Consider the following 11723-nt stretch of genomic DNA (forward strand, 5'->3'; position numbering starts at 1 on the left):
TCGAGAAGAAGCTGAGTTTAGAGGAACAGGCCTGGGCCTGGGCGGGCACCTTCGGGGAATTTGACGCCGACTTTGCGGATCTTGTTCCCTTCCATCGCGGCAACCGTCCACGTCAGGCTCTGCCATTCGACCTGATCGCCGATAACCGGTTCGCCGCCAATCTCGTGGGCGATGAAGCGAGCGAGCGATTGCTGGCCGTCGACGCCGTCCAGTTTCAGGCCGTACAGCGCCGCAACGGCGCCCAGCTCGGCATCGCCTTCCAGCACGAAATCACCGAAGAAGCGCAGGTCCTGGCCACGTTTCGGCGCCTGGCTGAACAGTTTGCCGAGGGCCGGCAGGTCATGTTCGTGGCCGATCACGCAGAGCAGGTCGCCGGCCTCCAGCTTGGTACTGCCGGAGGGGTGCAGCAGCTCGCGGCTGCGAAACAGCGCGGCGATGCGCGTGCCGTCCGGCATTTTCAGCTCGCGCAGGGGCGCGCCGATGCACCACTTCTCCACGCCCAGGCGGTAGACGAACAGTTCCCACTGGCTGGTCGGGTGCACTTCCAGGCCGGCGCGCGACACCGGCGCCGGGTCCGGCGGCACGGTGACCTTCAGCAGCTTGGCGGCCCACGGCAGGCTGGTGCCTTGCAGCAGCAGCGAGACCAGCACGATAAAGAAGGCCACGTTGAAGAACAGCTGAGCATTCGGCAGCCCGGCCATCAGCGGGAACACCGCGAGGATGATCGGCACCGCGCCGCGTAGGCCGACCCAGGCGATGAAGGCTTTCTCGCGGTCGTGGAAGGCGCGGAACGGCAGCAGGCCGAGGAAGATCGACAGCGGACGGGCGAACAGGATCATCCACAGCGCCAGGCCCAGGGCCGGCAGGGCAATCGGCAGCAATTCGTGGGGGGTGACCAGCAGGCCGAGAACCAGGAACATGCCGATCTGCGCCAGCCAGGTCAGGCCGTCGAGCATGTGCAGGATGCCGTGGCGCGAGCGGATCGGCCGGTTGCCGAGCAGCAGGCCGCACAGGTAGATGGCGAGAATGCCGCTGCCGCCGACGGCGTTGGTGATGGCGAAGATCATCAGGCCGCCGCTGACCACCAGCAACGGGTACAGGCCGTTGGCCAGGCTGATGCGGTTGACCACTTGCAACAGCAGCCAGCCGCCGCCCAGGCCAAACAGGCCGCCAATACCGAACTGCTGCAGCAGGTGCAGGAGAAACACCCAGCTCAGGCCGGTTTCGCCGCTGGCGAGCATTTCGATCAGGGTGACGGTGAGAAATACCGCCATCGGGTCGTTGCTGCCGGACTCGATTTCCAGGGTGGCGCTGACCCGCTCGTTGAGGCCGCGCCCGCCGAGCAGGCTGAATACCGCGGCGGCGTCGGTCGAGCCGACGATGGCGCCGATCAGCAGGCCCTCCATCAGACTCAGGTCGAACAGCCAGGCCGCCGCGACGCCGGTCAGACCGGCGGTGATCAGTACGCCGAAGGTCGCCAGCGACAAGGAGGGCCAGAGTGCCACGCGGAAACTGGAGACGCGGGTGCGCATGCCGCCGTCGAGCAGAATGATCGCCAGTGCCAGGTTACCGACCAGGTAAGCCTGCGGATAATTGTCGAAGACGATGCCGCCGGGGCCGTCGATCCCGGCGAGCATGCCGACGCCGAGGAAAATCACCAGGATCGGGATGCCGAAGCGCGAGCCGAAGGCACTCACCAGGATGCTCATGCCTACCAGCAATGCACCGATCAAGAACAGGCTGTTGATGGTGCTGGCATCCAAAGGGGCGTACTCCTGGCTCAAGGTAAGACGAGAGCGCCCTTATGCATGGCGCGTGCCAGGGATTCTAACCCGCGCCTTCGTCACCCTGTCAAAAAAACGCCCGCGTAGGCTGGGTTAGGCGGCGCTCGATTCGCGCAGCAAGTCGAACAACCATTTTACTGCGCCGCTAAGCCGTCCGATGGCCACCCGCGCTATAAGCCTTAGAACCAGGTGTCCCGCATGTTCAGGCAGGTGTCGTCGCGGGCGTCGAGAAGCGCCAGGTCGTGGTGGCAGCTCGGCACTTCCCAGGTCAGGAAGTAGCGCGCGGCTTGCAGCTTGCCCTGGTAGAACTCGGCATCCGCCGGGTTGCCGCTCGCCAGGCCCTGTTCGGCCTTGATCGCCTGCTCCAGCCAGCGCCAGCCGATCACCAGATGGCCGAAGACCTTGAGGTACAGCGCCGAGTTGGCCAGGCCCTGGTTGACCTTGCCGGCCATCAGGTCGCCGAGCAGCGCCAGGGTCACCGTCGACAGGCGCGCCAGCAGCTGTTCCAGCGGTTGGCGCAGTGGATTCAGCGACTCGTGTTGGCTGGCGCGTTGGCAGCACTGCTGGATCAGCTTGACCAGTTGTTTGAGCGCCGCGCCGCCGTTCAGCGAGACCTTGCGCCCGAGCAGATCGAGCGACTGGATGCCGTGGGTGCCTTCGTGGATCGGGTTCAAGCGGTTGTCGCGGTAGTACTGCTCCACCGGGTAGTCGCGGGTGTAGCCGTGGCCGCCGAGAATCTGGATCGCCAGTTCGTTGGCCTTCAGGCAGAACTCCGAGGGCCAGGATTTGACGATCGGGGTGAGCAGGTCGAGCAACTCCAGGGCGGTCTTGCGCGCCTCCTCGGTGTCCAGGGTCTGGGTGTCGTCGAACAACCGCGCGGCATACAGACCGAGGTCGAAAGCGCCTTCGACGTAGGCTTTCTGGGTCAGCAGCATGCGCCGTACATCGGCGTGCTCGATGATCGCCACCTGGCTGGAGGTCGGGTCCTTGCCGTCCGGCAGACGTCCTTGCGGGCGCTGGCGGGCGTAGTCGAGCGAATACAGGTAGCCGGCGTAGCCGAGCATCACCGCGCCCATGCCGACGCCGATGCGCGCCTCGTTCATCATCTGGAACATGTAGCTCAGGCCGTGGTGCGGCTTGCCCACCAGGTAGCCGACGCACTCGCCGTTATCACCAAAATTCAGTGCGGTGGAGGTGGTGCCGCGCCAGCCCATCTTGTGGAACAGCCCGGCGAGGACCACGTCGTTGCGCGCGCCGAGGCTACCATCGTCGTTAACCAGAAACTTCGGCACGATAAACAGGCTGATGCCCTTTACCCCGGCGGGGGCATCCGGCAGCTTGGCCAGGACCATATGCACGATGTTCTCGGACAGCGGATGGTCGCCGCCGGAGATAAAGATCTTGTTGCCCTTGAGTCGGTAAGTGCCGTCGCCTGCCGGTTCGGCACGGGTGCGCAGATCCGACAGCGAGGAGCCAGCATGCGGCTCGGTGAGCGCCATGGTGCCGAAGAACCGGCCGTCGATCATCGGTTGCAGGAAGCGCTGCTTCTGCTCGGCGCTGCCGAAACTTTCGATCAGGTTGGCCGCGCCCATGGTCAGGAACGGGTAGGAGGTGGTGGCCGCGTTGGCTGCCTGGAAGTGCGCGAAACAGGCTTGCGAGAGCAGGTTGGGCAACTGCATGCCGCCGACTTCGAACTCGCGCGTGGCGTTGAGGAAACCCGCTTCGAGGAAGGCGTCTACTGCCGGCTTGACCTCGGGGATCAGCACTGCGGCGCCGTCGACATACTCCGGCTCGTGCTCGTCGCCCTTGCGGTTGTGCGGGGCGAACAGCTTCTCGGCGATGCTGCGTGCCGTGCCCACGGCCGCGTCGAACGTCTCGCGGCTGTGGTCGGCGAAGCGTTCGCGCTGGGTCAGGGCTTCGGCGTCCAGCACTTCGTACAGCTCGAAGGCCAGGTTGCGGGAGCTGAGCAGGGACTCGGACATGGGGGTACCTCCACTGTGGATGGCGCCAGTCTAGGTCGGTGAATAAACCTCGCCTAGCACCATCCATTGGCGTGATAAAGCTGCCAAACCCGAGGTGACGCTGCGCGCCGGCTAGCCCTGGGTTTTGGCCGCGGCTTCAGTGCGCCGCCGTTCGGTCACCGGAATGCCGGCGATGCCCCAATTGTCGGTGTCCACCTCGTCGATCACCACCACCGTGGTCGCCGGGTTCTTACCCAGCACATCGACCAGCAATTGCGTGGCGCCTTCGATCAGTTGGCGTTTTTGTTCGGCGGTGGCGCCTTCGCGGGTGATCTTGATATTGACGTAGGGCATTGCGACAACTCCGTTATGGCTGTGGGGTGCGAGGAACGTGGTATGACCAGGCCAGCGCCCAGAGCAGCGCGGCGGCGCCAAGGGCGAAGCTCTGGCCGAGGCTGCCGCCATGCGCCAGCCATTGTTCGGCGAACCAGGGCCCGGCGAGTTGGCTGCCGCCGTACAGGGCGATCAGCGCGGCCGACAGGCGCGGCCCCTGATGCGGGTGCAGGCTGCGCGCCAGGCGTTGGGTGAGGAATACGCTGCCGATAAAGGTGCCGCCGACCAGTACGGCGCACAACAACACGCCGACTTGTCCCGGCCACAGCAGCGGCGCGGCTACGCCAACGGCCTGGGCGGCGTAGTTGGCGAGCAGCGCGCGACGGTCGCCGAGGCGCGCACCGAGATGATTCCACAAAGCGATGGAGGCCAGGCTGGCCAGGGCCGTCCAGCGCCAGGCGCCGCTCAGCAGCGGATCGTCGGCCGGCAGTTGCTCGCGGGCCAGGGCCGGCAGAAAGGTCATCGGCAGGATGTAGCCCAGGCCGGCGCCGGCGTAGGCGAGAAACAGCGGCGTGCTGGCGCGGTCGAACAGCGCCGACGAGGGGTGCTGGGCCGCAGTCGGGTGCGGCTGCAGCGTCAGGCGCGCGAGCAGGCAGGCGCTCAGTACGGCCAGCGGCAAGGCCAGCGCGGCCACCGGCCACCAGCGCGCGGCGCCGTCGAACCATGCGGCCGGCCAGTCCGCCACGCCGCTGGAGAGCAGCAAGCCGCCGCCCAGGCCGAGGTAGATCAGGCCGCTGAGGCGCGTACGTTGCTGCTGCGCCAGCCATTCCAGAACCAGTGCGGGCGCCTGGACGAACACCACGCCGTTGCTGATGCCGTTGGCCAGGCGCAGCCAGAGCAGGCTGGAATAGTCCTCGGTAAATCCCTGGGCGAGGGTCAGTGCGGCGTTCAGCAACAGCGCCACCGGCAGCGCCACGCGCATCCGCGCCGGTGCATGCAGGGCCAGGGCGAGCAGGGCGCCGAGCAGGTAACCGATGTAATTCCAGGTCGCCAGGCGCGCCCCCTGTTCCAGGCTGAGCAGACCATCGGCGATCAGGTGCGGCAATAACGGGGTGAAGGCGAAGCGCCCGAGCCCATGCACCACCACCAGCGCACTGGCGCCGGCCAGCAGGGCGAGGAGGATATGACGGGGCTGGGCTGAGGGCATGCGGGGAGCGCCTTGGTCGAGGCTTGGCACCTTAGCGGTTGTGTTGGTGTGACTGGTAATGAAAAATACTGAGTCTGTTTTTCACTTTTAGTGATGTTGAGGGCTGCCATGTCGCCTTGGGAACGTCTCAATCCGCAGTTGTTGCGGCATTTTCTTGCGGTCAGCCGCGCCGGTTCGCTGAGCGCGGCGGCGCAGCAGCTGCATTGCGTGCCGTCGAATGTCTCGGCGCGGCTGCGCCAATTGGAAACCCAGCTGGGCGCGGTGTTGTTTCAGCGGCAAGCCCAGCGCCTGCGCCTGACGCCCGCGGGCGAGCGCCTGCTGCCGCATGCCGAACAACTCGAGCAGCTGTGCCAGGTGGCCTGGCGCTGCGTGCAGGAGGATGTCTGGGCCGGCGAGCTACGGCTGGGGTCGATGGAAACCACCGCGGCCGTGCGCTTGCCGGAGGTGCTGGCGGCCTTTCATCGGGATGCGCCGCGGGTCGATCTGAGTCTGCTCACCGGCACCAGTCGCCATCTGCTCGACGAGGTGCTCGCCGGGCGCCTGGATGCCGCGCTGATCGGCGGGCCGTTCGAGCATCCGCTGTTGCACGGCGAAGTGCTTTGGCGCGAGGAGCTGGTGCTGGTGCTGCCCGCCAGCAGCGCTGCGGAAACGCTGTTGCAGGGGCCGGTGACCCTGCTCGGGTTTCCCAATGGCTGCCATTACCGCGAGCGCCTGGAGCGCTGGAGCGAACGTCATGCGCTGCAGGTCGCGGCGCGCCAGAGCTACGGCTCGATCGACGCGATACTCGGCGGCATCGCCGCCGGGATGGGCATCGGCCTATTGCCGCGCAGCCTGTTGCAGCTGCATCCGCGTGGCCGCTTGGTCAGCGCGCGCGCCATCGAGGCCGATCTGGCGGCGGCGCCAACCTTGCTGATGCGCCGTCGCGATGCACCGCCGCATCCGGCACTGGAGCACTTGCTTGAGCTGTTGCGCGTACAGCCGTTGCAATCGGTCGCTTAAGCGCCGCGGCAACCGAGTAAACTGGCCGGCCACAGGAGCCCGCACATGAACTACCGCCACGCCTTTCATGCCGGCAACCATGCCGACGTGTTGAAACACCTGATTCTCAGCCGCCTGATTGCCCTGCTGTCGCGCAAGGAGGCGCCGTTCGCCTACCTCGACAGCCACGCTGGCGTTGGCTTGTACGACTTGGCCGGCGACCAGGCCAGCCGTACCGGCGAATGGCAGGATGGCATCGCCCGCGTGTGGCAAGCCGAGGATATCCCGGATCAGTTGCTCGATTACCTGGAGGTGATCCGGGCCATGAACCCGGATGGTGTGCTGCGCCACTATCCGGGTTCGCCAGAGCTGGCGCGCATGCTGACGCGTGAGCAGGATCGCCTGCACCTCAACGAAAAACACCCGGAAGACGGACGCCTGCTCAAGGAAAACATGACCGGCGACCGGCGTGTGGCGGTGCACCTCGGCGAAGGCTGGCATGTGCCGCGCGCCTTGCTGCCGACCCGGGAAAAGCGTGTGTTGCTGCTGATCGACCCGCCGTTCGAGAAGGCCGACGAGCTGGAGCGTTGCGCGCAATCGCTGAACGAAGCGATCAGCCGCATGCGCCAGGCGGTGGTGGCGATCTGGTACCCGATCAAGGCGCTCGACCAGCTCAGACGCTTTTACCGCGACCTGGAAAAAAGCAGTGCCCCCAAGTTGCTGCGCGTCGAGTTGTATGTGCAGGCCACCGATGACGCGACGCGCCTGAACGGCTCGGGCTTGGTGATCAGCAATCCACCCTGGGGCCTGGAAGACGAGTTGAAGCAGCTGTTGCCCTGGCTGGCCGAACACCTGGCGCAAGGCCAGGGCGGCTATCGCCTGGATTGGTTGATCGAAGAAAAAGCGCCGTAGGCTGGGTTATTGATCCGGACCTTTAAGGTCTTGATTGGCGTAGGGTGGGTGGGGCCGCCTAGGTTAGGCCGCAGGCCGTAACCCACCGACCGGTCCGCAGGGCCGGTCACAGGGATGCCTGACGACATCCATGGTGGGTTACGCCACTTCGCGGCTAACGACTGGCCTATACCCCGCCCCAGAGGCCTGCCGCTACGCCGGTAAACACACCCCGGTGCCGCCGAGCCCGCAGTAACCGCCGGGGTTTTTCGCCAGGTATTGCTGGTGGTAGCCCTCGGCATAGTAGAAGGGCGGTGCTTCGGCGATTTCCGTGGTGATGCTGCCGAGCCCGGCAGCTTTCAGCGCGGCTTGAAAGTGCGCCTGGCTGGCCAATGCGGCAGCCAACTGCTCGGCGCCGTAACAGTAAATGGCCGAGCGGTATTGGCTGCCGATGTCGTTGCCCTGGCGCATGCCCTGGGTGGGGTTGTGCGCTTCCCAGAAGACTTTCAGCAGCGCCGCGTAACTGGTCACCTGCGGATCGAATACCACCAGCACCGCTTCGGTATGCCCGGTCAGGCCCGAGCAGGCTTCCTCGTAGGTCGGATTCGGGGTGTGGCCGCCGGCATACCCCACCGCGCTGGTCCACACGCCAGGCTGTTGCCAGAAGCGCCGCTCGGCGCCCCAGAAGCATCCCAGGGCGAACACCGCCTGTTGCAGGCCGGCCGGGAACGGTGCCTGCAAGGGGTGGCCGTTGACGTAGTGGGCGGCGGGTACCGGCAAGGGCGTGGCACGGCCGGGCAGGGCTTGCTCGGCGGTGGGCAGTTCGAGTTTGTGGGCAAGAATTTGCGAGCGCAGAACCATGAGCCATTTCCTCAGCATTTAAACGGGTGTATCGATAGACCGCGCGCGGCGCGCGCTGTTACAGCCGATCACTGTGGCGGTCGGCAGGGGTAGCGTTTCAGGCTGTCGATCAGCTCACGCCCGGCGATGGGCCGGTCGAACAGGTAGCCCTGGCCAATATCACACTGCTGGCGGCGCAGGAAACCCAGCTGGGCGGCGGTTTCGATGCCTTCGGCGACCACTTTGAGTTTCAGGTTGTGGGCCATGGCGATCACTGCCGAGGTGATCTCCATGTCGTCCTGGTTTTCCGGGATGTCCTTGATAAAGCTGCGGTCGATCTTGATCACGTCGATGGGGAATTTCTTCAGGTAGCTGAGCGACGAGTAGCCGGTGCCGAAGTCGTCCATGGCCAAGGTCAGGCCGAGGCTTTTCAAGCGGCTGAGCTGGTGGCGGGTATCGTCGGTGGCTTCCAGCAGCAGGCTCTCCGTGAGTTCAAGCTCGAGCAGCGTGGGGGTGAGTTGCTCCTCGTGCAGAATCGCCGCGATCGAGCCGACCAGATCGGGATCGGAGAACTGCTTGGGCGACAGGTTGATCGCCACCTGCAAGGTACCCAGGCCGACCGCCGTCAGTTGTTTGCTCATGCAGCAGGCCTGGCGTACCACCCATTTGCCGATGGGGATGATCAGGCCGGTTTCTTCCGCCACGCTGATGAACTGGTCCGGGCGAATCATGCCTTTTTCCGGATGATGCCAGCGCAGCAGCGCCTCCATGCCGAGCAGCTGTCCGCTCTTCAGGCACAGCTTGGGTTGGTAGAACACTTCCAGTTCGTTCTGGGTCAAGGCGCGGCGCAGGTTGTTCTCGACGAACAGCTTGTAGTCGGCCTCGGCGTTCAGGGCTTCGGTGAATACCTGCAACTGGTGTTTGCCGTTGGCCTTGGCTTTGTGCAGCGCCAGGCCAGCGTGCTTCATCAGGGTTTGCGGGTCCGCGCCATGCTCGGGCGCACAGGCCAGGCCTACCGAGCCGGTGACGCTGATCAGTTGGTTGTCGACGAACAGCGGTTTATCCAGGGTTTGCAGCACCTGATTGGCCAGCACTTGAGCGCTGGCCAGGTCGGCGGCATCCAGCAGGATGGCGAATTCGTTACTGGCGAAACGCGCCAGAATGCCACTCGGGCTGAGGCTGTTGCGCAGGCGTCTGGCCAGGCTGCTCAGTAGCTTGTCGCCGGTCTGGTGGCCGAGGCTGTCGTTGATCCGTTTGAAGTTGTCGATATCCACCAGCAGCAGGCTGATCGGTTTGCCGTCGGCCAGGGCAAAGCGGTTTTCCAGGGCGCGGATAAAGGCATAGCGGTTGCCCAGGCCGGTGAGGTTGTCGCTGTAGGCCAGGCGCTCGATGCGTTGCTGCGCCTGCTTGCTCTCGGTGATGTCTTCGTAGATGCCGATGTAGTGGGTCAGCGCGCCGTCGTCGGCATACACCTTGGAGATCGACAACTGGCTCCAGTACGGTTCGAGGTTCTTGCGGCGGCTCTTGAATTCGCCCTGCCAGCTGTTGTGGTCGGAGAGGCCGGAACCGGAATCGAACAGCAGGTCGCTAAGGTTCTCCAGCGCCGGCAGTTCGGACAGGCGCCGGCCCTGTACTTCTTCGGCGCTGTACAGGGTGATCGCGGTGAAGCTCGGGTTGACGTACTCCACCAGCCCGTCGCGATCGAGCAGGATAAAGGCGCTGGCGCTCTGTTCGACCGCGCGCTGGAACAGGTACAGCGCATTGGTGGCGCTGCGCCGCTGCTGGTTGGTCAGCACCTGCGCATATTGGTCGGCCAGTTCGCCGGCGAAGGCGATCTCGTCGGCCTGCCAGACGCGCGGCGCACCGATGTGCTCCAGGCACAGCACGCCGACCACTTCGCCACCGACGCGAATGCTGGCATCAAGCATGGCGCTGATGCCCATCGGTTGCAGGTAGCTCTCGCGCAGCTCGCAGGTGCGCGGGTCGTGCAGGGCGTCGTGGGCATCGATTGCCCGGCCGCCTTGCAGCGCGTGCAGGTAGTCCGGGTAGTGGCTGACGTCGATGACGGTCTGTGTCTCGTGTCGATTGAGGTCGCTACGGTACAGGGCGACGAGTTCGAGGCTGCTACTGGTCAGGTTCCAGATGCCCGCGCGGGCCACCTGGTAAGCCTCGCAGGCCGCCTGGGTGATCAGCTCGGCGGCTTCGCGCAGCGGATCGTTGGCGTTGTAGCGATGGCGCGCCAGGCGCACGATCAGGCGCTGCTGCGCCTGCGAGCGGACTTGCTGCTGCTGGTGCTCTGCCTGGCCGCGCTGGTAAAGCTCCAGCGAGCTTTGCAGGCGACTATTCTGCGCTTGCAGGTCGCTGGACGAGGGCAGGTTGGCTTGGGTCGCGCTGGCGTCGGCGACCAGCAGGTAGCCGCGCAACAGGTGCCGGCCGTGCTGCTTGAACGGCTCGCCAAGTTCCATCAGGTTGAGTGCGCCGTGCGGCGTATGCAGGGTGTAGTGCACCAGGTAGTGCGGCTGTTGCGTCAGCTGCAGCTGAATGCTGTCGTGCAGGTGATAACGGGCCTCGGGCTCCATCAGGCTGGCGTAAGGCGCATCGACCAGTGCACAGAGCTCGCTGGCCGGGATGCCGAGCTGGCGCTCGCACGCCGGGTCGAGAAACAGCAGGGTCCAGCTGGCCTCATTCAGTCGCTCAAAGCGCAGCATGCCGAGCCGCGAAGGCACTGGCAACTGCGTCACAACCTCGGCCGCTAAACGGGTCGCGGCATCGGGATGGCTTTTCATTGGGCGGCTGGCTTCCAGTATGCTGACCGAGCTGAGCTCTCGGCCCACTTCACTATAGCGTCCAATAAGGGTGCATCATGCGATTGCGACTGACAAGAAAACTAATATTTGCCGTATTGCTGGGTAGCTGCCTGGTTGTAACCCCAGGGTTCGCCAGCGAGCCTGAAGCAGGCCTGAGCAGCGCCGAGCAGGCCAGTTATCTGGCCGACTTGAAGCGCTTGTACCTGACCCAGGACGAGCGCCAGGCGTTGCTCGCGCACAGCAACGATCTGCTGAAAACCTATGCCCTGCGCGCGGCCTATCAAGTCGGTCAGGCGCAGCGCCAGGATCTGCTTTACCAACTGCGCCTCGGCGCTCCGGGCGAGCTGTTGCTGCGTGAAGAAACCCGCGCTCAACAGGGCACGGCCATTGCCGTGCGCAATCGGCGTCTCGAGTTGTTTGGTGTCGATCCCTTCATTCGCTACGACTGCCCACTGAGTGGCATCAGCTGCGTGTTGCACCATCCGGCTGACGGCAGCCCATTGCTGACTATCGTGCGCGATCACCAGGGCGCCGCCGAACTGGCCAAGGCGCTGAGTTTTCTGATCCGTAATCTGCAAAAAGGCTGAGCGCCGCGCTTTGCGTAGGCACGGCTTTATCCGCGAATTTCGCGGCTGAAGCCGTTCCCGCAGGGCTGTTCTCAACACCTAATTTGGGAGCAAAAAAACGCTCTGTAGCCGTTAACTGTGGTACGTCGATTCTGTAGGGTGGTTAGGGGCGCTGAAGCCGGCTGGCAAAGCAACTGCGCCACGTAACCCACCAAACGCTAATCGGCCTATCCCCTCTGGTGGGTTACGGCGCAATGGACTATGCAGCAGCCGATAGTCCGTGGTCATGCGCCTAACCCACCCTACGAATTACCGTGCTCCAGGCATCGCCTAGCCGGCTGCACGTTTCAACACAT

9 protein-coding genes are annotated in these 11723 nt (G+C 64.8%); 3 read left to right on the forward strand and 6 right to left on the reverse strand.

Translation table 11 applies throughout. The features are described from left to right. Window positions 1–17 precede the first annotated feature (17 nt). The 4 genes from B3M58_RS01605 to B3M58_RS01620 form a co-directional block, all read right to left on the reverse strand. Window positions 18–1763, reverse strand: a complete 1746-nt coding sequence (locus tag B3M58_RS01605; RefSeq protein WP_296216801.1) for a potassium/proton antiporter — start codon at window positions 1761–1763, stop codon at window positions 18–20. Between the two features lie 200 nt (window positions 1764–1963). Next, the gene (locus B3M58_RS01610; RefSeq protein WP_296216802.1) at window positions 1964–3766 is read right to left on the reverse strand and encodes an acyl-CoA dehydrogenase; all 1803 of its coding nucleotides are present in this window, start codon (window positions 3764–3766) and stop codon (window positions 1964–1966) included. Window positions 3767–3877: 111 nt separating this feature from the next. Next, on the reverse strand, window positions 3878–4099 hold the full coding sequence (locus B3M58_RS01615; protein WP_296216803.1) for a 4-oxalocrotonate tautomerase family protein: 222 nt from the start codon (window positions 4097–4099) through the stop codon (window positions 3878–3880). Window positions 4100–4112: 13 nt separating this feature from the next. After that, on the reverse strand, window positions 4113–5285 hold the full coding sequence (locus tag B3M58_RS01620) for a YbfB/YjiJ family MFS transporter (protein ID WP_296216804.1): 1173 nt from the start codon (window positions 5283–5285) through the stop codon (window positions 4113–4115). Window positions 5286–5393: 108 nt separating this feature from the next. Here B3M58_RS01620 and B3M58_RS01625 point away from each other — a divergent pair, with 108 nt between their 5' ends. Beyond that, window positions 5394–6284: a LysR substrate-binding domain-containing protein gene (locus tag B3M58_RS01625; protein ID WP_296216805.1), complete on the forward strand. Its 891-nt coding sequence runs from the start codon at window positions 5394–5396 to the stop codon at window positions 6282–6284. A 45-nt stretch (window positions 6285–6329) separates the two neighbouring features. Then, complete coding sequence (locus tag B3M58_RS01630; RefSeq protein WP_296216806.1) at window positions 6330–7175, forward strand: 23S rRNA (adenine(2030)-N(6))-methyltransferase RlmJ; 846 nt, start codon at window positions 6330–6332, stop codon at window positions 7173–7175. Window positions 7176–7367: 192 nt separating this feature from the next. Here the strand turns inward: B3M58_RS01630 and msrA are convergent, their stop codons facing one another. Then, entirely contained in the window at window positions 7368–8015 is a 648-nt protein-coding gene (msrA, locus tag B3M58_RS01635) for a peptide-methionine (S)-S-oxide reductase MsrA (protein WP_296216807.1), read from the reverse strand. 68 nt (window positions 8016–8083) lie between these two features. Continuing rightward, complete coding sequence (locus B3M58_RS01640; RefSeq protein ID WP_296216808.1) at window positions 8084–10780, reverse strand: putative bifunctional diguanylate cyclase/phosphodiesterase; 2697 nt, start codon at window positions 10778–10780, stop codon at window positions 8084–8086. A 77-nt stretch (window positions 10781–10857) separates the two neighbouring features. Here B3M58_RS01640 and B3M58_RS01645 point away from each other — a divergent pair, with 77 nt between their 5' ends. Then, window positions 10858–11388, forward strand: a complete 531-nt coding sequence (locus B3M58_RS01645) for a hypothetical protein (RefSeq protein ID WP_296216809.1) — start codon at window positions 10858–10860, stop codon at window positions 11386–11388. Window positions 11389–11723: the final 335 nt, after the last annotated feature.

Source organism: Pseudomonas sp. UBA2684 (assembly GCA_002354655.1).
GTDB lineage: Bacteria > Pseudomonadota > Gammaproteobacteria > Pseudomonadales > Pseudomonadaceae > Aquipseudomonas.